General features: G+C 56.5%; 16 protein-coding genes. 14 read left to right on the top strand and 2 right to left on the bottom strand.

The window, feature by feature from the left end:
- Positions 1–35: 35 nt before the first annotated feature.
- A complete protein-coding gene (locus INF61_RS17330; protein WP_193547949.1) occupies positions 36–1,403 on the bottom strand; it encodes a 6-phospho-alpha-glucosidase in 1,368 nt (455 codons plus the stop codon).
- Between the two features lie 12 nt (positions 1,404–1,415).
- Positions 1,416–2,960: a PTS transporter subunit EIIC gene (locus INF61_RS17325; RefSeq protein WP_032671865.1), complete on the bottom strand. Its 1,545-nt coding sequence runs from the start codon at positions 2,958–2,960 to the stop codon at positions 1,416–1,418.
- 286 nt (positions 2,961–3,246) lie between these two features.
- On the opposite strand from INF61_RS17325, the gene INF61_RS17320 reads away from it, so the two are divergent.
- The 14 genes from INF61_RS17320 (at position 3,247) to der (ending at position 24,349) form a co-directional block, all read left to right on the top strand.
- On the top strand, positions 3,247–8,199 hold the full coding sequence (locus INF61_RS17320; RefSeq protein WP_193547948.1) for an alpha-2-macroglobulin: 4,953 nt from the start codon (positions 3,247–3,249) through the stop codon (positions 8,197–8,199).
- A gap of 1 nt (position 8,200) precedes the next feature.
- A complete protein-coding gene (gene pbpC / locus INF61_RS17315) occupies positions 8,201–10,528 on the top strand; it encodes a peptidoglycan glycosyltransferase PbpC (RefSeq protein WP_017692922.1) in 2,328 nt (775 codons plus the stop codon).
- Positions 10,529–10,616: 88 nt separating this feature from the next.
- The gene (locus INF61_RS17310; RefSeq protein ID WP_305043888.1) at positions 10,617–12,995 is read left to right on the top strand and encodes a DMSO/selenate family reductase complex A subunit; all 2,379 of its coding nucleotides are present in this window, start codon (positions 10,617–10,619) and stop codon (positions 12,993–12,995) included.
- Positions 12,992–13,621, top strand: coding sequence for a DMSO/selenate family reductase complex B subunit (locus INF61_RS17305; RefSeq protein WP_015572168.1), 630 nt, complete (start codon positions 12,992–12,994; stop codon positions 13,619–13,621). The genes INF61_RS17310 and INF61_RS17305 overlap by 4 nt, the downstream gene beginning before the upstream one ends.
- Positions 13,614–14,393, top strand: a complete 780-nt coding sequence (locus INF61_RS17300) for a DmsC/YnfH family molybdoenzyme membrane anchor subunit (RefSeq protein ID WP_193547946.1) — start codon at positions 13,614–13,616, stop codon at positions 14,391–14,393. The genes INF61_RS17305 and INF61_RS17300 overlap by 8 nt, the downstream gene beginning before the upstream one ends.
- The gene (locus tag INF61_RS17295; RefSeq protein WP_193547945.1) at positions 14,393–15,268 is read left to right on the top strand and encodes a 4Fe-4S binding protein; all 876 of its coding nucleotides are present in this window, start codon (positions 14,393–14,395) and stop codon (positions 15,266–15,268) included. The genes INF61_RS17300 and INF61_RS17295 overlap by 1 nt, the downstream gene beginning before the upstream one ends.
- Positions 15,269–15,392: 124 nt before the next feature.
- Positions 15,393–15,824, top strand: a complete 432-nt coding sequence (gene ndk, locus INF61_RS17290) for a nucleoside-diphosphate kinase (RefSeq protein ID WP_003860625.1) — start codon at positions 15,393–15,395, stop codon at positions 15,822–15,824.
- A 147-nt stretch (positions 15,825–15,971) separates the two neighbouring features.
- The gene (locus INF61_RS17285; RefSeq protein WP_003860623.1) at positions 15,972–17,138 is read left to right on the top strand and encodes a bifunctional tRNA (adenosine(37)-C2)-methyltransferase TrmG/ribosomal RNA large subunit methyltransferase RlmN; all 1,167 of its coding nucleotides are present in this window, start codon (positions 15,972–15,974) and stop codon (positions 17,136–17,138) included.
- Positions 17,139–17,429: 291 nt separating this feature from the next.
- Positions 17,430–18,440: a cytoskeleton protein RodZ gene (rodZ, locus tag INF61_RS17280; RefSeq protein WP_032649072.1), complete on the top strand. Its 1,011-nt coding sequence runs from the start codon at positions 17,430–17,432 to the stop codon at positions 18,438–18,440.
- 26 nt (positions 18,441–18,466) lie between these two features.
- Entirely contained in the window at positions 18,467–19,585 is a 1,119-nt protein-coding gene (gene ispG, locus INF61_RS17275) for a flavodoxin-dependent (E)-4-hydroxy-3-methylbut-2-enyl-diphosphate synthase (RefSeq protein WP_017383528.1), read from the top strand.
- Between the two features lie 81 nt (positions 19,586–19,666).
- Entirely contained in the window at positions 19,667–20,941 is a 1,275-nt protein-coding gene (hisS, locus tag INF61_RS17270; protein WP_022649001.1) for a histidine--tRNA ligase, read from the top strand.
- 13 nt (positions 20,942–20,954) lie between these two features.
- Complete coding sequence (locus INF61_RS17265; RefSeq protein ID WP_017383526.1) at positions 20,955–21,575, top strand: YfgM family protein; 621 nt, start codon at positions 20,955–20,957, stop codon at positions 21,573–21,575.
- 10 nt (positions 21,576–21,585) lie between these two features.
- Positions 21,586–22,764: an outer membrane protein assembly factor BamB gene (bamB, locus tag INF61_RS17260; RefSeq protein ID WP_017383525.1), complete on the top strand. Its 1,179-nt coding sequence runs from the start codon at positions 21,586–21,588 to the stop codon at positions 22,762–22,764.
- Between the two features lie 112 nt (positions 22,765–22,876).
- A complete protein-coding gene (gene der, locus INF61_RS17255) occupies positions 22,877–24,349 on the top strand; it encodes a ribosome biogenesis GTPase Der (RefSeq protein WP_022648998.1) in 1,473 nt (490 codons plus the stop codon).
- The last annotated feature ends 79 nt before the right edge of the window (positions 24,350–24,428 follow it).

Raw genomic sequence — 24,428 nt, 5'->3', positions numbered from 1 at the left:
GACAAGCTAACCACGTTCAACTCGCGAGCAAGCCCCTATTTTTTCACCGCTTCACCGTCCAGCCAGGCCTTTTGCAGCGCAGGCCAGTAGTCGCGGTTGGCTTCGATCATCTCATCCAGAATCGCTTTCGCGTGCTCCATGGTCGGCACGGTGCGGTTCAGAGTAAACGCCTGCAACGCTTTCTCGTAGCTGCCTTCGATGGTTGCCTCAACCAGCAGCTGTTCAGAGGCCAGCTGCTGTTGCAGGAGCGTCTGGTGGAACAGCGGCACTTGACCCACGCGGACAGGCTCCGGCCCTTCGGAGGTGATATAGGCAGGCACTTCCACCACCGCATCGTACGGCAGGTTGGTAATCGCCCCGCGGTTTTCCACCATCACCAGATGGCGTTGGCGCAGGTTGAACGCCAGTGAGCAGGCGACATCGACGATAAATTCGCCGTGAACACCTACGTGGAAGGCGTCCGGTAAAATTCCGGTGCGCTGGTACTCTTCGGCGGCGGCAAACAGCTTTTTCTCACGCCCGTTCATCACTTCGTTGGCGCGGGTATAGTCAGGGTTCTGATGCTCCACAATCTGGTTTGGCATCAGGTAGTACTGTAGATACGGGTTCGGCAGGTACTCCGGGAAGTTATCCATAATCGGCTTGATGTTGCGCCAGGTTTTCACCCACGACGGATCCGAGTGCTGCGGGTCGGTTTTCGCGGCATCTTCCGTCAGCAGGCCAAACTTCGCGATATGTTTACGCAGCTCCGGCAGCTTGTCCTCGCCGTCCACCCGCACGCGGGTAAACCAGCCGAAATGGTTGAGGCCAAAATAGTCCACCTCCAGTTGATGGCGATCCACGCCCAGAATGGCACCCATATTGCGCATCGCGGCAACCGGCATATCGCAGATGTTCAGCACGCGTGCGTTGGGGCGCAGGCGACGCACGCCCTCAGCGACAATCGCCGCCGGGTTGGAGTAGTTCACGATCCACGCCTTTTCGTGCGCGTAGCGTTCCACCCGATCGATCAGCTCTACCATCGGCAGGATCGTACGCAGGCCATATGCCAGCCCGCCGGGTCCGCAGGTTTCCTGGCCGACCACCCCGTGGCGCAGCGGGATCTTTTCATCCTGCTCGCGCATTTTGTACTGTCCGACGCGCATCTGGGCAAAAACAAAATGCGCGCCGCTGAAGGCCACTTCCGGATCGCTGGTGACGGTGAATTTGATGCTCTGGCTGTGGTCGCGAATAACCTTCTCCACCACGGGCGCAATGGTGTTCTGGCGCGCCTCGTCAATGTCATACAGGCGGATCTCTGCCAGAGGGAAATCATGCAGACGTACCATCAGGCTTTTCACAATACCTGGCGTGTAGGTGCTACCGCCGCCGGCAATCGACAGAATAAATGGGGATGTAAACATCTTTAGCTCCTTTCAGAGAAACGTCTCAACGGCTTCTCGCATTTTTTTGACATGCAGCCCGTAGACCACCTGAACGTTGTTACCTTGTTTGATAACCCCTTTCGCGCCGGTCGCTTTCAGGCGCGGTTCGTCGATGATGTCGACGTCCTTCACCGTGACGCGTAAGCGGGTGTAGCAGTTATCCACTACCTCTATATTTTCCCGACCGCCCAGACCCACCACGATGGATTCGCCCAGCTCGTCGTTATTGCCCTTCGCCTGGTACTCCTGCTTGCTGTAAAGGCGTGTCTCCTGGTCCTCATCTTCACGCCCCGGCGTTTTCATGTTGAAGCGCAGGATCAGGAAGCGGAATACCACGAAATAAAGGGCGAACATGATCAGCCCGACCACGATGTACATGGGCCAGTTGGACTTCTCCGTGCCGAGCGGCAGGTTGTAGAGGATGAAATCGATAATCCCGTTGGCGCCGATGGCGTGAACGCCAAACAGCGAGAACAGCATCATGCCGATGCCGGTCAGCACCGCATGCACCACGAACAGCAGCGGGGCGACGAACAGGAAGGAGAATTCAATCGGCTCGGTTACGCCGACCAGCAGCGAGGTCAGCGCCGCCGGGATCAGAATCGCTTTCGCAATCGCTTTACGCTCTGGCTTCGCGGTCATGTACATCGCCAGCGCGGCGGCAGGAAGGCCGAACATCTTGCTGATGCCGCGCGCATCCCACACCACGGTACTGCTGAGCTGCTTCACGTCCGGGCAGGCCATCTCGGCGAAGTAGATATTGCGCGCGCCCTGATAGGTTGCGCCACACACCTCCTGCGTACCGCCCAGTTCGGTATACAGGAACGGCGTATAGACCAGATGATGCAGGCCCGTCGGCACCAGAATGCGTTCAAGGAAACCGTAGATCGCCACGCCAAACGGACCGGACCCTTTGATCGCCAGCGCCAGGGCGCTTATTCCATGCTGTGCGTACGGCCAGAGTTCGCTCATGACCACGCCGAGCAGCATAGAGACAGGCAGCATTACAATCGCGACAAAGCAGTGGCCGGAGTAAATCGCCATCGCGCCGTTAAACTGGACACCGGAATATTTGTTGTACAGATAACCGGAGAGCGCCCCGGTCAGGATCCCGGCGAAAACGCCCATCTCCAGCACCTGAACGCCCAGCACCATGCTTTGTCCGGCGGCTTTCATCTGTTCCGCAGGGGCCAGTTCTCCCTGAAGCTGTAACGTCACGTTCATCGCGTTAATGAATACGATAAAGGTCACCAGCCCAATCAACGCCGCGTAGCCTTTGTCTCGTGTTGCCAGTCCAATGGGGATCCCGACGGCAAATACCAGCGCCAGGTTGACCAGCACCGACACGGCAGATTTGGCGATCAGCTGGCCGACACTCTGGATCAGCGGGTGGCCGAGAAACGGCAGGTACTCGGCCAGATTGCCGTTACCCAGTACATTCCCGAAGGCGATAAACAGGCCGACGATGGGTAAGATAAGTACAGGTCCGTACAATGATTTTCCGAAATTTTGTAGGGCGTTCACGGCTCGTTTCATGGCTTTCTCTCTTATTGAACCGCGCACTCGGGGTGCGTCATGGTCATAAAACTAGCAGGCTTGATGCGAGCTTATCCAGCTATCTTCTTGTTTTAAAAACAAATGACGCGAAAGGTAACATGTTACGTTACGCTGTGTGATCGCGGTTCCAACACGGTGTGGCAGCGTGATGCCAATCTGCGAGGCGCTTTCCAGATTATAAAATTGGACTTTTTGTATTAACGAAACTTGCGGATAATACTTATCCGGACGACGACCAACAGGCCCCTCAGGCCAGGGACACAGGATGAAACCGTTTCGCTTAGCTGCGATCTCTCTCGCGCTGCTCACCACCTTTACGCTTGTCGGCTGTGATAACAGCGACGACAAACCTCAGGCCGCTGCCCCCGCAGCGTCTACTGCATCAGAACAGAAAACCCCGGCAAAACCGGATCCTGAAAAGCTGGCTAAGCTGGCCGCGCAGAGTCAGGGCAAGGCGTTGACGCTGCTGGATGCCTCTGAAGTGCAACTCGACGGCGCTGCGACGCTGGTTCTGACCTTCTCTGTACCGCTGGAGCCCAGCCAGGATTTTGCGAAAACGGTGCATGTGGTGGATAAAAAAAGCGGCAAAGTGGACGGCGCCTGGGAACTGGCCCCCAATCTGAAAGAGCTGCGCCTGCGCCATCTGGAGCCGAATCGTAATCTGGTCGTCACCGTCGAACGTAATTTGCTGGCGCTGAACAAAGCGACATTCGGCATCGACTATGAAAAAGCGATCACCACCCGGGATGTTGAACCGACGGTCGGATTCGCCAGCCGCGGATCGCTGCTGCCGGGTAAGGTGGTGGAAGGGTTGCCGGTGATGGCGCTCAACGTCAACAATGTGGACGTGAACTTCTATCGTGTGAAGCCGGAGTCGCTGGCCTCGTTTGTCAGCCAGTGGGAGTACCGTAACTCGCTGACCAACTGGGAATCTGACAACCTGCTGAAGATGGCGGAACTGGTCTACACCGGCCGTTTCGACCTCAACCCGGCGCGCAATACGCGTGAAAAACTGCTCCTGCCGCTCAAAGATATTAAGCCGCTCCAGCAGTCTGGCGTCTATATCGCCGTGATGAATCAGGCTGGTCACTATAACTACAGTAACGCCGCGACGCTCTTTACCTTAAGTGATATTGGGCTGTCCGCTCACCGTTATCATAACCGCCTGGACATCTTCACCCAGAGTCTTGAAAACGGTGCGGCGCAGTCAGGTGTGGCCATTACCCTTCTGAACGATAAAGGGCAGACCCTGGCCGAGGCGAACAGCGACGCCGATGGTCATGCGAAACTGGAAACCGATAAAGAAGCCGCGCTGATCCTGGCCAGTAAAGATGGCCAGACGACGCTTCTCGACCTCAAACTTCCGGCGCTGGATCTGGCGGAGTTTGATATCGCCGGTAACCCGGGTTACAGCAAACAGTTCTTTATGTTTGGCCCGCGCGATCTCTATCGTCCGGGTGAAACGGTGATCCTGAACGGCCTGCTTCGCGACAGCGATGGCAAACCGCTTCCCGATCAGCCGGTAAAACTTGACGTGCTGCGCCCGGACGGACAGGTGGCGCGTACGGTCGTTGTGCAACCTGAGAACGGCCTTTATCGCTTCAACTATCCGCTCGATAGCGGCGCCCAGACCGGCATGTGGCATATTCGCGCGAATACGGGCGATAACCAGCAGCGCATGTGGGATTTCCACGTCGAAGATTTTATGCCTGAGCGTATGGCGCTGAATCTGACCGGGCAAAAAACGCCGGTTTCCCCGCAGGATAATGTCGACTTTAACGTTGTGGGCTATTACCTGTATGGCGCGCCGGCTAACGGCAATTCTCTGCAAGGCCAGCTTTTCCTGCGTCCGCTACGTGACGCGGTGCCTGCGCTGCCTGGCTTCCAGTTCGGTGATATTGCCGAGGAGAACCTGAGCCGCAGCCTGGATGAAGTGCAGCTTACGCTGGACGAACAGGGGCGTGGGCAGGTTACCACCGAAAGCCAGTGGAAAGAGGCGCACTCGCCGCTGCAACTGATTTTGCAGGCCAGCCTGCTGGAATCAGGTGGGCGTCCGGTAACGCGACGCGCCGAGCAGACTATCTGGCCTGCGGCTGAACTTCCGGGGATCCGCCCACAGTTCGCCAGCAAGGCCGTTTACGACTACCGTACCGATACCACCGTCAATCAGCCGATTGTCGATGAAAACGGCAACGCCAGCTTTGACATCGTCTATGCCGATGCCAGCGGGACAAAAAAAGCGGTATCTGGTTTGCAGGTGCGTCTGATCCGTGAGCGTCGCGACTACTTCTGGAACTGGTCCGAGAGTGAGGGCTGGCAGTCTCAGTTTGATCAAAAAGATCTGGTTGAGGGCGAGCAGGAGCTAAACCTCAAGGCCGATGAAACCGGTAAAGTCACCTTCCCGGTGGAGTGGGGCTCATACCGTCTGGAAGTGAAAGCCCCTGATGACATGGTCAGCAGCGTGCGCTTCTGGGCGGGGTACAGCTGGCAGGATAACAGCGATGGCACGGGCGCTGCTCGCCCGGATCGTGTGACGCTGAAACTGGACAAGCCATCCTATCAGCCAGGCGATACCATCAACCTGCATATTGCAGCGCCGGCCGCAGGCAAGGGCTATGCAATGATCGAATCCAGCGAAGGACCGCTGTGGTGGAAAGAGATCGACGTGCCAGCAAACGGTCTGGATCTCGCCATTCCGGTGGATAAGGACTGGAAACGTCACGATCTCTACCTCAGCACGCTGGTGGTTCGTCCTGGCGATAAATCCAAATCCGCCACGCCAAAACGGGCGGTTGGCCTGCTGCATCTGCCAATGGGGGACGAAAATCGTCGCCTGGCCATCGCACTGGATAACCCGCAAAAAATGCGTCCGAACCAGACGCTTTCTGTGAAAGTGAAAGCCAGCGTAAAAGAGGGGACTGTGCCACAGAAGGTGAACGTACTGGTCTCGGCTGTCGATAGCGGCGTGCTGAACATTACCGACTACGTCACGCCGGATCCGTGGGAAGCTTTCTTCGGTCAGAAGCGCTATGGCGCGGACATCTATGATGTTTACGGCCAGGTGATTGAAGGTCAGGGACGTCTGGCCGCACTGCGCTTTGGCGGAGACGGCGATGAATTGAAACGCGGCGGTAAGCCACCGGTGAACCATGTCACCATTATTGCCCAGCAGGCGCAGCCGGTTACGCTTGATGCCAACGGCGAAGGCACCATCACGCTGCCGATTGGCGATTTCAACGGCGAACTGCGTCTGATGGCGCAGGCCTGGACGGAAGACGATTTCGGCAGCAGCGAAAGCAAAATCATTGTGGCGGCTCCGATTATCACCGAGCTTAACACGCCGCGATTCCTCGCCAGTGGCGATACCTCCCGCCTGACGCTGGACCTGACTAACCTGACGGACCAGCCGCAAACGCTGAACATTGCGTTAACCGCAACCGGTAAGTTGTCGCTCGAAGGCGCTCAGCCAGAGCCGGTTAAGCTGCCGCCTGGCGCACGTAGCACCCTGTTTATTCCGGTGCGCGCCCTGGAAGGCTATGGTGATGGTGAAGTGACTGCTCAGGTGTCGGGGCTTCAGCTCCCTGGTGAGACGTTTGCGCCGCAGCAGAAGAGCTGGAAAATTGGCGTGCGTCCCGCATTCCCGGCGCAAACGGTGAATACGGGCACGATGCTGAACCCTGGCGAATCCTGGAGCGCGCCAGCACAGCATATCGCCGGTTTCTCGCCTGCCACGCTACAGGGGCAGCTGTTGCTCAGCGGTAAACCACCTTTGAACCTGGCACGCTACATTCGTGAACTTCAGGCCTATCCATACGGATGTCTTGAGCAGACCACCAGCGGCCTGTTCCCGTCGCTTTACACCAACGCGGCACAGCTGAAGGCACTGGGCATTAAAGGCGATACCGACGATAAACGCCGTGCGGCCATTGATATCGGGATCTCCCGTCTGCTGCAAATGCAGCGTGACGATGGCGGTTTTGCCTTGTGGGATAAAAACGGCCCGGAAGAGTACTGGCTGACCGCCTATGTCACGGACTTCCTGGTGCGGGCAGGGGAGCAGGGTTACAGCGTGCCTGCCGAGGCAGTGAATAACGCCAACAGCCGACTGCTGCGCTATTTACAGGATCCGGGGATGATGTCCATCCGCTACAGCGACGACACCCAGGCCAGCAAATTTGCTGTCCAGGCGTACGCTTCGCTGGTGCTGGCGCGTCAGCAAAAAGCGCCGCTCGGTGCGCTGCGTGAAATCTGGGATCGCCACGCTCAGGCTGCTTCCGGGCTTCCGTTGATGCAGCTGGGCATGGCACTCAAACTGATGGGGGATGCACCGCGCAGCCAGCAGGCGCTGGATCTGGCTCTCAAAACTCCCCGTAACGACAGCCGAAACTGGATGGCGGATTACGGCAGCCAGCTGCGTGATAATGCCCTGATGCTCTCCCTGCTGGAAGAGTACAAGCTGCTACCGGATGCGCAAAACAGGCTGCTGAACGCGTTATCTGAAGACGCGTTCAGCCAGCGCTGGCTGTCTACCCAGGAGAGCAATGCGCTGTTCCTGGCCGGACGTTCACTGCAAACCTTGTCAGGTGCGTGGCAGGCAACGACCACCCTCTCTGAACAGACCCAGAGCAGTGATAAAGCGCAGGTAGAAAACCTGAACGGCGCTCAGCTTGATGCGTTGCAGGTGACGAATACCGGCACTACGCCGCTGTGGGTACGACTGGACACGACTGGCTATCCGGAGTATGCGCCTCAGCCATCCTCTAATGTCTTGCAGATTGAACGTCATATCCTGGCGACAGACGGCAGCAGCAAGTCGCTCTCTTCTCTGAAGAGCGGTGAGCTGGTTCTGGTGTGGCTGGAGGTGAAGGCCAGCCAGAACGTGCCGGATGCGCTGGTGGTGGATCTGCTCCCGGCAGGTCTGGAGCTGGAAAACCAGAATCTGGCGAGCAGCAGCGCCAGCTTGCAGGACAGCGGCAGTGAAGTGCAAAACCTGCTGAATCAGATGCAACAGTCTGATATTCAGCACATGGAATTCCGCGACGATCGCTTTGTGGCCGCGGTGCCGGTCAATGAAGGTCAGCCGGTCACGCTGGTTTACCTGGCCCGTGCCGTTACGCCGGGAACCTATCAGGTGCCTGTTCCGATGGTCGAGTCCATGTATGTTCCGCAGTGGCGGGCAACGGGGGCGGCCAGTGGCCCGCTGATCGTTGTTCCGTAAGATGCGGATAGCACGCCTGATTCGCTCCCGCTGGCTGTGGCTGGCGGGAGCGCTTCTCGTTTCAGGGGGGCTGATTGTCGTCGCTGACCGCGTGTGGCCGTTGCCCCTGAAAGAGGTCAACCCAGCGCGAGTGGTGGTGGATGAGCAGGGTGTTCCGCTGTGGCGTTTTGCCGACAGCGAAGGCATCTGGCGCTATCCGGTTACCATTGAAGAGGTTTCCCCACGCTATCTTGAGGCGCTGATCCAGTATGAAGATCGCTGGTTCTGGGATCACCCGGGCGTCAATCCGCTTTCTGTATTGCGTGCCGCCTGGCAGGATCTCACCTCCGGGAGAGTGGTTTCCGGCGGGAGCACGCTTACCATGCAGGTGGCGCGCCTGCTGGATCCGCATCCGCGTACCTTTGGCGGCAAAATCCGTCAGCTGTGGCGGGCGATGCAGCTGGAGTGGCATCTCTCCAAGCGTGAAATCCTGACGCTGTATCTCAACCGTGCCCCGTTTGGCGGCACGTTGCAGGGCGTGGGCGCGGCAAGCTGGACTTACCTTGGCAAACCGCCGTCTCAGCTGAGCTATTCCGACGCGGCGCTGCTGGCAGTGCTGCCGCAGGCACCCAGCCGTCTGCGCCCGGATCGCTGGCCGAAACGTGCCGAAGCGGCGCGGAACAAAGTGCTCGACCGTATGCTGACTCAGGGTGTCTGGTCTGAGAAGCAGGTGAAAGAGTCCCGTGAAGAGCCGGTCTGGCTGGCTCCCCGGCAGATGCCGCAGCTGGCGCCGCTCTTTTCCCGCATGATGCTGAGTAAAAGTCGTGACACAAAAATAGTCACCACGCTGGATGCAGCTTTGCAACGACAGCTTGAAGAGCTGGCAATGAACTGGAAATCACGCCTGCCTGCCCGCAGTTCGCTGGCGATGATCGTCGTGGATCATACATCCATGAAAGTGCGTGGCTGGGTAGGCTCGGTAGATATCAATGATGACAGCCGTTTCAGCCACGTGGATATGGTCAATGCGATCCGATCGCCGGGATCGGTCCTCAAGCCATTCATCTATGGCATGGCGCTGGACGATGGTCTGATCCATCCCGCTTCGTTATTGCAGGATGTGCCAAGAAAAACGGGGGATTATCGTCCCGGCAACTTTGACAGCGGCTTCCATGGGCCGGTCAGTATGAGCGAAGCCCTGGTGCGTTCCCTCAACCTGCCTGCGGTGCAGGTTCTGGAAGCGTACGGCCCAAAACGTTTTGCCGGAATGCTGAGCAACGCGGGATTACCGCTCATTCTGCCTGCGGGGGCACAGCCCAACCTCTCTCTGATCCTGGGGGGCGCAGGCGCACGCCTGGCTGATATCGCTGCCGCCTATAGCGCCTTTGCGCGTCAGGGTAAGGCGGGCCGGCTGCGTTTACAGCCGGGCGATCCGCTGATCGAACGTCCGCTGCTGTCGCAGGGGGCGGCGTGGATCATTCGACGCATTCTCGCTAATGAAGCACAGCCCCTGCCGGACAGTGCGTTGCCCCAGGTTGCGCCGCTGGCGTGGAAAACGGGCACCAGCTATGGCTACCGGGATGCCTGGGCCATCGGCCTGAATGCCCGGTATGTCATTGGAATCTGGACCGGACGCCCGGACGGCACGCCCGTTGCCGGGCAGTTTGGTTTCGCCAGCGCGGTACCGCTCCTGAATCAGGTCAATAACATGCTTCAGTCCCGCTCGATGGTGGATGAAGCGCGCCTGCCGCGCGATCCGCGTCCTGCAAGCGTAGGACGGGGCGTGATTTGCTGGCCGGGGGGCCAGTCCCTGCCTGAAGGGAGCGAAAACTGTCGGCGTCGGCTGTCAACCTGGCTGCTGGAAGGCAGTGAACCGCCTACGCTGTTGCTGCCGGAACAGGAAGGTATTCGCGGGATCCGTTTCCCGGTCTGGCTGGATAAAGAAGGCAAACGCGTTGCGGCGGATTGTCCTGATGCGACAGAGAAAGTGCTGGATGTCTGGCCGCTACCGCTGGAGCCCTGGCTGCCTGCTGCTGAAAAACGGGCTGCTCGTCTTCCCGCCCGTTCAGCTATTTGCCCTCCGCTGGATAACCATAATGCGGCGCCGATGATGTTGTCAGGCGTCAGAGAAGGGGCGGTAATTAAACGTCTTCCGGGTGAGAAAAATATGACCCTTAACGTTTCAACCAGCGGCGGGGAGGGACAACGATGGTGGTTTTTGAATGGCGAACCGCTGGACGGGCATCAGAAGAATTATTCACTGCAATTATATTTGCCGGGTAAATATCAATTAATTGTATTAGATGAAACAGGACAAACGGCGACAGTGAATTTTGAATTAGATCGCTAAGTATTACCCCTCAAGAGTTAGCTTGATAATTATCAATATTCGTTCCTGAAAAAAAACGAGAATGCGTTTTTATTTGAAGGAACGAGCAATGAAAAAAAATAAACATCAGGGAGAAGGGCTTATTCCCGCCATATCCCGGCGTCAGTTTATTCAGGTAGGGTCGGCGCTCGCCGCCCTGCCGTTTGTCGTCAAAACCGGCAAAGTACAGGCACAGGGCGCGGCGGTTTCAGACGCTACGCCTGAAGAAAAAGTGGTGCAAACCTGTAGTACGTTTGACTGCGGCGGGAAGTGTGATATTCGTGCTCACGTCAGTGATGGCGTTGTGACCCGAATTTCAACGCGTCCGGATAACGCGCTGGATCCGCAGATGCCAGTAATGCGCGCCTGCGTTCGTGGTCGGGCTTATCGGAAATTTGTTTATCACCCCGATCGACTGAAATATCCAATGAAACGCGTAGGTAAACGTGGCGAAGGAAAATTCGAGCGTATTACCTGGGATGAAGCCACCACCCTCATTGCGAATCAATTAAAAACTATTACGCAAAAATACGGTGCTGCGTCACGCTATGTTCATGTGGGCACCGCGGTGTCCGGCGGGACCTTTTCCGGCGATAAAATGGTTCGTCGTCTGCTCAACTTAACCGGCGGCTATCTCGAAAGCTATCACTCGGTCAGTATGGGTAACACGGCGGCGGCAACGCCGTATACCTATGGCACCGCCGCCAGCGGCAGCTCTCTGGACACGCTGCTGGACACCAAACTGGTCATTCTCTGGGGGCATAACCCGACGGAAACCATCTTCGGGCACAGCAACCACTTCTACCAGAAGATGAAGCAAAACGGCACGCGCTTCATTGTTGTCGACCCACGCTATTCCGATACGGTTTCCTCCCTTGCCGATCAGTGGATCCCGCTGCTTCCCACAACAGACAACGCCCTGATGGACGCGATGATGTATGTGATCGTCACGGAGAATCTGCACGATCGCGACTTTATTCAACGCTACACCCTGGGCTTTGACGAAGACGCCATGCCAGAGGGCGTTCCGGCCAATGAATCCCTGATGGCTTACCTGAGCGGTGCAAAGGATGGCGTGGCGAAAACGCCTGAGTGGGCAGAGAAAATCACCCACGTGCCTGCACAAACTATTCGTCAGCTGGCGCGTGACTACGCAACCACCAAACCCGCCGCGCTGATCCAGGGCTGGGGACCGCAGCGTCACAACTGCGGCGAGCGCACCGCGCGCGGCTCGACGATACTGGCCACGCTAACGGGTAACGTCGGGGTGAAAGGCGGCTGGGCAGCAGGCTATGGCGGCTGCGCAAACCGCAAATTTGCGGCCGGGCCAGAGATGCCGGACAACCCGGTCAACGCCAAAATTTCGGTCATGAACTGGGTGCAGGCCGCGGATGATGCTTCTAAGGTAACCGCGGAAGATGGCCTGAAGGATGCTGAGAAGCTGGACAGCAATATCCGCATCCTGTTCTCGCTGGCGGGCAATTATCTGGCTAACCAGAACCCGGATCTTCATCAGGCAACCCGTGTCCTGGAAGACGAGTCGAAAATCGAGTTTATCGTCGCAAGCGATCTGTTTATGACGCCGAGCGCCAGATACGCCGACCTGCTTTTGCCGGAAACCAGCTTCATGGAACGCTGGAATATCGGCGAAACCTGGGGCACGGCAAGCTATCTGATCCTGTCAGAAAAGCTGATTGAACCTGAATTTGAACGCCGTTCAGACTACGACTGGCTGCGGGAGGTCGCTGCTAAGCTTGGCGTCGAGCCAGCGTTCAGCGAGGGCCGTGACGAAAAAGCGTGGATTGAGCACATCTGGGAGCAGACGCGGCTGTCCATGCCGGATGAAAAACTGCCGGACTTCGCGACGCTACAGAAGACGCGTCAGCATCTTTTCAAAAGCGCGCCGTACGTTGCCTTTGAAGACAACATTCGCGATCCGCAGAATCATCCGTTCCCGACGCCGTCCGGTAAAATTGAGATCTTCTCGAAGCGTCTGTACGACATGCAGCACCCGGAAATTCCGGCGCTGTCGCACTACGTGCCTGCCCATGAAGGGCCGGAAGACGAGCTGGTCAAAACCTTCCCGCTCCAGCTGATCACCTGGAAAGGAAAAAACCGCGCTAACTCCACCCAGTACGCCAACCCGTGGTTAATTGAGGCGCAGCAGCAAAAGCTGTGGATCAACCCGCAGGATGCGCAAAAGCGCGGCATTGCGCAGGGGGATACCGTGCGTATTCATAACGCGCGCGGCATTTGCGAGATCCCGGCGGAGGTCACGCCGCGCATCATTCCAGGCGTGGTGGCCATGCAGGCAGGCGCCTGGTGGCAGCCGGACGAGCAGGGTATCGATAAAGGCGGCTGCGCGAACGTGCTCAGTTCCGCCCGTATTACCGCGCTTACGAAAGGGAATTCCCATCAAACCATGCTGGTGGAGGTAGCTAAAGCATGAGTCAGTTTAAACATTACGCGCCGGTGAGCGACAAACAGCTGGGTTTTTATATCGACTCTTCTCGCTGCTCGGGCTGCAAGGCATGCCAGGTGGCGTGCAAAGATAAAAACAACCTTGAGGTCGGACGTCGTTTCCGTCGCGTTTATGAAGTCAACGGCGGGAGTTTTATCCCGACCGGGCAGGGCGGCGTCAGCAACAACGTTTTTGCCTACACGCTCTCTATTTCCTGTAACCACTGCGCAGACCCTGTCTGCACCAAAAATTGTCCGACCACAGCGATGCATAAGCGTCCGGGGGACGGCATTGTGCGCGTTGATACTGATAAGTGCGTCGGCTGCGGCTACTGCGCATGGTCTTGCCCTTACGGCGCGCCACAGCTCAACGAGCAGACCGGGCAGATGTCCAAATGTGATTTCTGCGTGGATCTCCAGGCGAAGGGAGAGCAGCCCGTCTGTGTGGCAACCTGTCCACTCGAAGCGATTAAATTCGGGCCGATTGATGAACTGCGGGCGAAGTATGGTGCGGTCTGTGATGTGAAAGGCTTGCCTGATTCCTCCATCACCAAACCAAACCTGGTGATCAAAGCGCATCAGGGCGCAGAGAAAGAGGGGAAACGTCATGCATGAGTTACCGCTGCTGATTTTTACGCTGTTCCTGCAAGGATCGGTTGGCGTTACGCTGTGGCTGGCGTTCGGAAGCACGCAACGCAGCGCGCTGCTGCCGGCAGCCGGAGCGTTTGTGCTGGCGAGCCTGGGGCTGCTCGCCTCCGCGCTGCACATGGGCTATCCGCTTAATGCTCTTAACGCGCTGCGCCACGTATCCAGCTCCTGGCTGAGTCGTGAGATTATCTTTGCCAGTCTTTATCTTGCGGCACTTGGCTTCGCAACGCTGCTGATGTTTGTCAAAAAGCCAGGCTGGAAGCCACTGTTGGTTGTGGCAGGTCTGGTTGGTTTAGTCGATGTGTTCTGCATGGCGCAGATCTACATGCACGCATCCGTGGTGACATGGCAGCACGTTAACACTCTGGTTCTGTTTATCGGTTCGGTGGGGATTATCGGTTCAGCCTGCATGGCCGTTGGGACGCGTTCCCAGACTACCGTGCGTGCGGCGGTTGTCATTATCACGCTCCTGGTGCTTGTGCGTCTGGTGATGCAGCCCGTCTGGCTGGCAGATATTGCGGCTTTGGACAACACCGTGGTGACGTTCCCTCACGCACCGCTACAGATGCTGGAGCAACTTCGAACCGTGCATCTGCTGAGCTGGTGCGTATCCGTTGCGGGTATGCTGTGCTTTGCTGCGGGCGGTCTGAAAGCGGCGCGATCTCCCATGCTGCTGGGAAGCGCATTGCTGATTGTCGGTGAGCTGATGCTGCGCTTCGTTTTCTTCAGTATTGGCTGATGGGCGGATTGACCTTTGCCCCGGCGATGGACGTGACGCATGCGTGCGTCCGTCGCCGTTTTCGCCACTCTTCCTGCCTCGCCTGCGCGGACGTCTGTCCTGTGCAGGCTTTTACTTTTACCGACTCAAGCGTCTCGGTTGATGACAGCCGCTGTATTGAATGCGGTGACTGCCTGTTCGTCTGCCCCGCTGAGGCCATCACCGGCATCACGCCGCGAAAACGCTTTCTGTGTGGCGATACGCTTGTTGGGCCGTTTACTGACCGTGCGCCAGGGGTGAATGAGCTTCTGCTGTGGCACGCGCAGTACCACGTTCGTTTTATCAGTATCGACGCGGAGCAGAATCCTGACTGGTTGCTGGCGATTGCCCGGCTGAATCTGGCGCTTCGCCGACGCGGTGAAGCGGCGTGGGCGTTTAAATATATACCCGTCAACGAGGTTAATACCGCCCGGCGTGTGCTGATGCACGTTCCCCGAGAGGATGTCCAGGCCTGTAGCGTCGTGCCCGGTCAGCGTGAACTGCGCAGGGCGTTTTCTGCGTTTAGCGAGGCAGAGATAACTCTCGATACCGAATCCTGCGTACTGTGCGGCGCGTGCTGGCGGAGTTGTACGGAAAACGCGATTCGGTTTGAGAACGCTGAACTGGTCGTGGAAACCGGACGCTGTACGGGGTGCGGCGGCTGCGAAGCGGTATGCCAGCATGCGGCGATAAACGTGACGCAAACAGAAGGAACAGCGAAAAGCGTGACCATACCGGCATATGAAGCCGTTTGCCTGACGTGCCACCGTCATTTCTGGTCATTTACGTCTGATGAAAAGCAGTGTCCGCTCTGTTTTCATCATCAACACGGTATGAGAAATACGAGCTGTTGCTAATCTTCGTCTCATTTTAAAAAAATGTTATGCATAACCATAGGCAATGGCGCTATTGCTCTTTATAATCCGCGCCACACCATACTCAGGTATGCAAAAACAACAGAACATTTTACAGAGGTTATCAATGGCTATTGAACGTACTTTTTCCATCATCAAACCAAACGCGGTGGCAAAAAACGTTATTGGCAGCATCTTCGCTCGCTTTGAATCAGCAGGGTTTAAGATCGTTGGCACCAAAATGCTGCACCTGACCGTTGAGCAGGCTCGCGGTTTTTACGCTGAGCACGAAGGTCGCCCATTCTTTGATGGTCTGGTCGAGTTCATGACCTCTGGCCCAATCGTGGTATCCGTACTGGAAGGCGAAAACGCGGTACAGCGTCACCGCGATCTGCTGGGTGCAACCAACCCGGACAACGCGCTGGCAGGTACTCTGCGCGCCGACTATGCAGACAGCTTCACCGAGAACGGCACCCACGGTTCCGACTCTGTTGAATCTGCTGCGCGCGAAATCGCGTTCTTCTTCGCTGAAGGCGAAGTGTGCCCGCGCACTCGCTAATAATTTCGTAAATGCCGCGTGCAAACGTGGCATCCCTGCGCCAGACTTTGTACAATGCAACGCCCCGGACGAGCAGACTGCTTACCGGGGCGTTTCTTTTCAACCCACCAAGGGCCACAACGTGTAACAACGAGGCCGGAAAAAATTATGTCTGAATTAGTGAATACCTCCGAAGTCGCCATTCCTGCGGTTCCCAATAAAAATGGAAAAATTAACCTGCTGGACCTGAACCGTCAGCAGATGCGCGAGTTCTTTAAAGAGATGGGCGAGAAGCCATTTCGTGCCGATCAGGTCATGAAATGGATGTACCACTATTGCAGCGACAACTTTGATGACATGACGGACATCAACAAAGTGCTGCGCAATAAGCTTAAAGAAGTGGCGGAAATCCGCGCACCGGAAGTGGTGGAAGAGCAGCGCTCTTCAGATGGCACCATCAAGTGGGCCATTGCCGTTGGCGATCAGCGTGTTGAAACCGTGTATATCCCGGAAGACGATCGCGCCACGCTGTGCGTCTCTTCTCAGGTGGGCTGTGCGCTGGAGTGTAAATTCTGCTCTACGGCGCAGCAGGGCTTTAACCGTAACCTGCGCGTGTCGGAAATTATCGGCCAGGTCTGGCGTGCCGCGAAAATCGTGGGCGCGGCGAAAGTCACCGGTACACGTCCAATCACCAACGTGGTGATGATGGGGATGGGTGAACCGCTGCTCAACCTGACCAACGTCGTTCCGGCGATGGAAATCATGCTCGACGATTTCGGTTTTGGTCTGTCCAAGCGCCGCGTTACGCTCTCTACTTCCGGCGTTGTGCCTGCGCTGGACAAACTGGGCGACATGATTGACGTTGCGCTGGCCATCTCCCTTCACGCGCCAAACGACGCCATCCGTGACGAAATTGTGCCGATCAACAAAAAGTACAATATCGAAACCTTCCTGGCTGGCGTGCGCCGTTACCTGGAGAAATCCAACGCGAACCAGGGCCGCGTGACCATTGAATACGTGATGCTGGATCATGTTAACGACGGTACCGAGCATGCACATGAGCTGGCTGAACTGCTGAAAGATACGCCATGTAAGATCAACCTGATCCCATGGAACCCGTTCCCGGGCGCGCCGTATGGCCGTAGCTCGAACAGCCGTATCGATCGCTTCTCAAAAGTGCTGATGGAGTATGGTTTCACCACCATCGTACGTAAAACGCGTGGCGACGATATCGACGCAGCCTGTGGTCAGCTGGCGGGTGACGTTATTGACCGTACCAAACGTACGCTGCGTAAGCGCATGCAGGGTGAGTCAATCGCGGTCAAAACCGTTTGATTATTATGCAGACACGGCGCGTTTTTTGCGCCGTGAAGCATTAATTTACTGAATATTCAGTCACAATCATTATGACTGATTAATAATTACGGTGCGTTTCATACGACTTTCGGGCAGTATGTAACGACGTAACAACAGTTTAGCGTGAAGGCCTGCCAGCGCTGTCATCTGCGGCCCGACAGTCTTATACTGTTTGTTCCAGGTTAACTGACCTAAAGTTTCGCGGTGCGGGTGGCATTGTGACTCACCGGCACCTGAACCCTTATTTTCACGTACCAGTAGTTGTAGCGAATGAATACTGAAGCCACTCACGATCAAAATGCAGCACTCTCCACTGGCGTTCGTCTTCGCAACGCCCGTGAACAACTCGGACTCAGCCAGCAAGCCGTTGCAGAACGCCTGTGCCTGAAGGTTTCCACCGTTCGCGATATTGAAGAAGATAAGGCACCCGCCGATCTGGCTTCAACGTTTCTGCGCGGTTATATCCGTTCTTACGCCAAACTGGTTCATATCCCTGAAGACGAATTACTGCCGATGATGGAGAAGCAGGCGCCTGTGCGTGCGGCAAAAGTTGCGCCGATGCAGAGCTTCTCTCTGGGTAAACGTCGTAAAAAACGCGATGGCTGGCTGATGAGCTTTACCTGGCTGGTCCTGTTCGTGGTTGTCGGCCTGACGGGCGCATGGTGGTGGCAAAACCACAAAGCGCAGCAGGAAGAGATCACGACGATGGCCGATCAGTCCTCCGCTGAGCTCAATCAGTCTGGTAATAACGGCGCGCAAAGCGTGCCGCTGAGCACCGAAGGAGCTGCGACCTCCAGCGAACCTCAAGCGGCAGCAAGCAGCACGCCTGCAACCGAGCCAGCGACGACGCCAGAAGCGACGGCGAATACCGCACCAGCCACCCAGGCCCAGGATCAGAACGCGGTCGTATCACCTTCACAGGCCAATGTTGATACCGCCCCTGCGGCAACGGCACCGGCAGATAACACCGCGGCGTCACTGCCAACTGACCCGGCGGGTACGGCGGCACCTGCCGTTGACCCGAATGCGCTGGTGATGAATTTCACGGCGGATTGCTGGCTGGAAGTGACTGATGCGACAGGTAAAAAGCTGTTCAGCGGCCTGCAACGTAAAGATGGCACGTTAAATCTAACGGGCCAGGCACCTTACAAGCTTAAAATCGGCGCACCGGCAGCGGTACAGATCCAGTATCAAGGAAAACCTGTCGATCTGAGCCGCTTTATCAGAACTAACCAGGTTGCGCGTCTTACCGTTAATGCCGAACAATCAGCAGCACAGTAACAGACGGGCAATGCGGGAGATTTTACATGCATAATCAGGCTCCTATTCAACGTAGAAAATCGAAACGGATTTACGTTGGGAACGTGCCAGTCGGCGATGGGGCGCCTATCGCCGTCCAGTCGATGACCAATACGCGTACTACGGATGTAGAAGCGACGGTCAATCAAATCAAAGCATTAGAACGCGTAGGCGCGGACATTGTTCGCGTCTCTGTACCGACCATGGATGCCGCCGAGGCGTTCAAACTGATCAAGCAGCAGGTGAGCGTTCCGCTGGTTGCCGATATTCACTTCGATTACCGTATCGCGCTGAAAGTCGCTGAATATGGTGTCGATTGCCTGCGTATTAACCCAGGCAACATCGGCAACGAAGAGCGCATTCGCATGGTTGTTGACTGCGCCCGCGACAAAAACATTCCAATCCGTATCGGCGTGAACGCTGGCTCACTGGAAAAAGATCTCCAGGAAAAGTACGGTGAGCCGACGCCGCAGGCGCTGCTCGAATCCGCAATGCGTCACGTCGATCATCTGGATCGCCTTAACTTCGATCAGTTTAAAGTGAGCGTGAAAGCGTCTGACGTCTTCCTGGCCGTTGAATCGTATCGTCTGCTGGCAAAACAGATCGATCAGCCGCTCCACCTTGGGATCACCGAGGCGGGCGGTCTGCGAAGCGGTTCGGTAAAATCGGCGATTGGTCTCGGCCTGCTGCTCTCTGAAGGCATCGGCGACACGTTACGCGTCTCCCTGGCCGCCGATCCGGTGGAAGAGATCAAAGTCGGTTTCGACATCCTGAAATCACTGCGTATCCGCGCGCGTGGGATCAACTTCATTGCCTGCCCAACCTGTTCACGTCAGGAGTTTGACGTGATCGGCACCGTGAATGCTCTGGAGCAGCGCCTGGAAGACATCATCACCCCGATGGACGTTTCCATCATCGGCTGCGTGGTGAACGGTCCGGGTGAAGCGCTGGTGTCCACGCTGGGCGTTACCGGCGGTAACAAGAAAAGTGGTCTCTATGAAGATGGCGTTCGTAAAGATCGTCTGGATAATAGTGATATGATCGACCAGCTCGAAGCCCGGATTCGCGCGAAAGCGACGATGATGGACGAAGCGAAGCGCATCAGCGTTCAGCAGGTTGAAAAATAACGTGATGGGAAGCAGGCTGCTTCCCATGTATGATTGAACCCATTCTTTGGGTTCTTTTTTGTATATAGAAAGAGAATAAACGTGGCAAAAAACATTCAAGCCATCCGCGGCATGAACGATTATCTGCCTGGCGAAACCGCCATCTGGCAGCGCATTGAAGGCACACTGAAGCAGGTGCTCGGCAGCTACGGTTACAGCGAAATTCGTTTGCCGATTGTAGAGCAGACCCCGTTATTCAAACGCGCGATCGGCGAAGTAACCGACGTGGTTGAAAAAGAGATGTACACCTTTGAGGACCGCAACGGCGACAGCCTGACTCTGCGTCCTGAGGGGACGGCGGGTTGCGTACGCGCCGGCATCGAACATGGTCTCCTGTACAATCAGGAGCAGCGCCTGTGGTATATCGGCCCGATGTTCCGCCACGAACGTCCGCAAAAAGGCCGCTACCGTCAGTTCAACCAGCTTGGCGTGGAAGTGTTTGGTCTGCAAGGACCAGATATTGATGCCGAACTGATTATGCTTACTGCCCGCTGGTGGCGTGCGCTCGGTATTTCTGAGCACGTTTCCCTGGAGCTGAACTCTATCGGTTCTCTGGAAGCGCGTGCGAACTATCGTGATGCGCTGGTGGCGTTCCTGGAACAGCACAAAGAGAAGCTCGACGAAGACTGTAAGCGTCGTATGTACAGCAACCCGCTGCGCGTACTCGATTCCAAAAATCCTGACGTACAGGCGCTGCTGAACGATGCGCCAGCGCTGGGTGACTACTTGGATGAGGACTCCCGCGAACACTTTGCCGGCCTGTGCAAGCTGCTTGAAGCGGCGGGCATTGCTTATACCGTTAACCAGCGTCTGGTGCGCGGTCTGGACTACTACAACCGCACCGTATTTGAGTGGGTCACCACCAGCCTCGGTTCGCAGGGCACCGTCTGTGCCGGCGGTCGTTATGACGGTCTGGTCGAACAACTGGGTGGTCGCGCAGCACCGGCTGTAGGCTTCGCGATGGGCCTTGAGCGACTTGTTTTGCTGGTTCAGGCAGTTAATCCGGAATTTAAAGCCGATCCTGTTGTCGATATATACCTGGTGGCCTCAGGTGCGGATACGCAGTCTGCGGCGATGCAGCTTGCCGAACGCGTGCGCGATGCGCTGCCGGACGTTAAGCTGATGACCAACCACGGCGGCGGCAACTTTAAAAAACAGTTTGCTCGTGCCGATAAGTGGGGCGCAAGTATCGCACTGGTGCTGGGTGAGTCCGAAGTGGCCAACGGCGAAGTGGTAGTCAAAGACCTGCGCTCTGGTGAGCAAACTACGGTAACGCAGGATGGCGTTGCGGCGCACTTGCGCACTCTATTGGGCTAAGGAGAAGGACTGCGTGGAAATTTACGAGAACGAACACGACCAGGTTGATGCGGTTAAGCGCTTCTTTGCTGAAAACGGCAAAGCACTGGTTGTAGGGGTTATTTTAGGTGTTGGTGCGCTGGTAGGCTGGCGTTACTGGAACAATCATCAGGCTGACTCTGCTCGCGGTTCGTCCCTGAACTACGAAAATACCGTTAGCGCAATCCGTGCCGATCAGCCGCAAACGTTGACGGCTGCGGAGAAATTTGCCGCTGACAACAAAAACACCTACGGCGCGCTGGCTGCGCTGGAAGTGGCTCAGCAGTATGTTGATAAAAACGAACTGGACAAAGCCGCTGCGCAACTGTCTCAGGGGCTTGCTGCTGCCAGTGACGAAAATCTGAAAGCGGTGATCAATCTGCGTCTGGCGCGTATCCAGGTTCAGCAGAAAAAAGCCGACGACGCGCTGAAAACGCTTGATACCATCAAAGGCGAAGGCTTTGCCGCTATTGTTGCCGATCTTCGCGGTGAAGCACTGCTGAGTAAAGGTGATAAAGCGGGCGCGCGTAAAGCGTGGCAAGCTGGCGTGGATAGTAAAGCTTCACCTGCGCTGAGCGAAATGATGCAGATGAAAATAAATAATTTGTCCGTCTGAGAGGGACCCAATGCAATTGCGTAAATTACTTCTGCCAGGACTGCTTTCTGTTACGTTATTGAGTGGTTGTTCACTGTTCAGTGGCGAAGAAGACGTTGTTAAAATGTCCCCGCTGCCGACGGTTGAAAACCAGTTCACCCCATCCACCGCCTGGGACACCTCTGTGGGAGATGGTATTGGCGATTTTTATTCCAACCTGCACCCGGCATTTGCTGACGGCGTTGTCTATGCGGCCGATCGCAAAGGCACCGTTAAAGCGCTGAACGCTGATGACGGAAAAGAAGTGTGGTCCATTAACCTGGCGGAAAAAGACGGCTGGTTCTCCCGTAAACCTGCACTGCTTTCTGGCGGCCTGACCGTTGCTGGCGGTCACGTGTATGTGGGCAGCGAAAAAGCGCAGGTTTACGCGCTGAATGCCAGCGACGGTTCGGTTGCATGGCAGACCACCGTTGCCGGTGAATCCTTGTCGCGTCCGGTTGTCAGCGACGGCCTGGTGCTGATCCATACCAGCAACGGCCAGTTGCAGGCGCTGAACGAAGCCGATGGTCTGGTAAAATGGACGGTTAACCTGGATATGCCAGCGCTGTCTCTGCGTGGCGAATCTGCTCCGGCGACCGCCTTTGGCGCCGCCATTGTGGGCGGTGACAACGGCCGTGTCAGCGCGGTACTGATGCAGCAGGGCCAGATGATCTGGCAGCAGCGTATTTCCCAGGCGACCGGTTCAACTGAAATTGACCGTCTGAGTGACGTGGACACCACGCCAGTTATCGTCGACGGTGTGGTTTACGCGCTGGCATACAACGGCAACCTGACGGCGCTGGACCTGCGTAGCGGCCAGATCATGTGGAAACGTGAGCTGGGTTCCGTGAACGATTTCATCGTCGACGGCAACCGTATTTATATGGTGGATCAGAACGACCGTCTGCTGGCGCTGAGCACCGAAGGTGGCGTGACGCTGTGGACGCAGAGCGATCTGCTGCACCGTCTGCTGACCGCACCGGCACTGTATAACGGCAGCCTGGTGGTGGGCGACAGCGAAGGCTATATGCACTGGATCGATCCAGAGAATGGTCGCTTCGTGGCACAGCAGAAAGTGGATAGCTCAGGCTTCCTGACGGAGCCCGTTGTGGCTGACGGCAAACTGCTGATTCAGGCAAAAGACGGCACGCTGTACGCGATCACGCGTTAATTACACGGCGGTTGTAGTATACTAAACGGCTCCTGTTCACTCAGGAGCCGTTTTGACATTTTTAAAAACGCTGCGAAAGCGACGTTATTTTGAATTTTATGAGGCTTCAAACATGGTACCTGTGGTCGCGCTTGTCGGGCGCCCTAACGTTGGAAAATCCACTCTTTTTAACCGTTTAACACGCACCCGTGATGCGCTGGTTGCGGATTTCCCGGGGCTGACGCGTGACCGTAAGTACGGTCGTGCAGAGGTGGAAGGACGCGAGTTCATCTGTATCGATACCGGGGGTATTGACGGTACGGAAGACGGCGTAGAAACCCGCATGGCAGAGCAATCTCTGCTGGCTATCGAAGAAGCGGATGTGGTTCTGTTTATGGTGGATGCTCGCGCTGGCCTGATGCCCGCGGATTCTGCTATCGCTAAACATCTGCGTTCACGCGAAAAGCCAACCTTCCTGGTGGCGAACAAAACTGACGGCATCGATGCCGATCAGGCTGTTGCGGATTTCTGGTCTTTAGGCCTGGGCGATATTTATCCTATCGCGGCCTCGCATGGTCGTGGCGTTACCAGCCTGCTGGAAACCGTTCTGCTGCCGTGGGTAGATGAAGTGAACCCGCCGGAAGAGGTGGACGAGGACGCTGAATACTGGGCGCAGTTTGAAGCCGGAGAGGAAGGCGAGGAAGAGCCGGAAGACGACTTCAACCCGCAGGATCTGCCTATCAAGCTGGCTATCGTGGGTCGCCCAAACGTAGGTAAGTCTACGCTTACTAACCGTATTCTCGGTGAAGAGCGCGTGGTGGTTTACGACATGCCAGGCACAACGCGTGACAGCATTTACATTCCAATGCAGCGCGATGAACGTGAGTACGTACTTATCGACACCGCAGGGGTGCGTAAGCGCGGGAAAATCACCGATGTGGTAGAAAAATTCTCGGTGATCAAAACCCTTCAGGCGATTGAAGACGCCAACGTGGTGCTGCTGGTCATCGACGCACGTGAAGGTATCTCCGATCAGGATCTCTCTCTGCTTGGCTTTATCCTCAATAGTGGGCGCTCACTGGTTATCGTCGTCAACAAGTGGGACGGCCTGAGCAATGAAGTGCGCGAGCAGGTGAAAGAGACGCTGGACTTCCGTCTGGGCTTTATCGACTTTGCCCGCGTTCACTTCATCTCTGCCCTGCACGGGAGTGGTGTTGGCAACTTGTTCGAATCCGTTCGTGAAGCCTATGACAGCTCTACCCGCCGTCAGAGCACGGCGATGCTGACCCGTATCATGAACATGGCTGCTGAAGACCACCAGCCGCCGCTGGTGCGCGGTCGTCGCGTGAAGCTGAAATATGCTCACGCCGGGGGGTATAACCCGCCTATCGTGGTGATCCACGGTAACCAGGTGAAGGATCTGCCGGACTCCTACAAACGCTACCTGATGAACTACTTCCGCAAGTCGCTGGACGTGATGGGTACGCCTATCCGTATTCAGTTCAAGGAAGGGGAGAACCCGTTTGCGAATAAACGCAACACCCTGACGCCGAACCAGATGCGTAAGCGTAAGCGTTTGATTAAGCACATTAAGAAAAGCAAATAATTCTTACCGAACTCACTAAAACCCGCGCCTGTCGCGGGTTTTTTTCGCCCATTCAAAAGGCCTGCCTTCCCTGTGTGAT

The sequence above is a fragment of the Enterobacter cloacae complex sp. P18RS genome (assembly GCF_014982105.1).
Classification (GTDB): Bacteria; Pseudomonadota; Gammaproteobacteria; order Enterobacterales; family Enterobacteriaceae; genus Enterobacter; species Enterobacter hormaechei_C.
This window is presented reverse-complemented; position numbering and strand designations above follow the sequence as displayed.

Excerpts from the sequence above, each read along its gene's own strand:
- pbpC (WP_017692922.1), top strand. The coding sequence starts at position 8,201 with ATGCGGATAGCACGCCTGATTCGCTCCCGCTGGCTGTGGCTGGCGGGA.
- bamB (WP_017383525.1), top strand. The coding sequence starts at position 21,586 with ATGCAATTGCGTAAATTACTTCTGCCAGGACTGCTTTCTGTTACGTTA.
- INF61_RS17285 (WP_003860623.1), top strand. The coding sequence starts at position 15,972 with ATGTCTGAATTAGTGAATACCTCCGAAGTCGCCATTCCTGCGGTTCCC.
- INF61_RS17295 (WP_193547945.1), top strand. The coding sequence starts at position 14,393 with ATGGGCGGATTGACCTTTGCCCCGGCGATGGACGTGACGCATGCGTGC.
- INF61_RS17320 (WP_193547948.1), top strand. The coding sequence starts at position 3,247 with ATGAAACCGTTTCGCTTAGCTGCGATCTCTCTCGCGCTGCTCACCACC.
- INF61_RS17300 (WP_193547946.1), top strand. The coding sequence starts at position 13,614 with ATGCATGAGTTACCGCTGCTGATTTTTACGCTGTTCCTGCAAGGATCG.
- INF61_RS17330 (WP_193547949.1), bottom strand. The coding sequence starts at position 1,403 with ATGTTTACATCCCCATTTATTCTGTCGATTGCCGGCGGCGGTAGCACC.
- rodZ (WP_032649072.1), top strand. The coding sequence starts at position 17,430 with ATGAATACTGAAGCCACTCACGATCAAAATGCAGCACTCTCCACTGGC.
- INF61_RS17305 (WP_015572168.1), top strand. The coding sequence starts at position 12,992 with ATGAGTCAGTTTAAACATTACGCGCCGGTGAGCGACAAACAGCTGGGT.
- ndk (WP_003860625.1), top strand. The coding sequence starts at position 15,393 with ATGGCTATTGAACGTACTTTTTCCATCATCAAACCAAACGCGGTGGCA.
- der (WP_022648998.1), top strand. The coding sequence starts at position 22,877 with ATGGTACCTGTGGTCGCGCTTGTCGGGCGCCCTAACGTTGGAAAATCC.
- INF61_RS17310 (WP_305043888.1), top strand. The coding sequence starts at position 10,617 with ATGAAAAAAAATAAACATCAGGGAGAAGGGCTTATTCCCGCCATATCC.
- INF61_RS17325 (WP_032671865.1), bottom strand. The coding sequence starts at position 2,960 with ATGAAACGAGCCGTGAACGCCCTACAAAATTTCGGAAAATCATTGTAC.
- ispG (WP_017383528.1), top strand. The coding sequence starts at position 18,467 with ATGCATAATCAGGCTCCTATTCAACGTAGAAAATCGAAACGGATTTAC.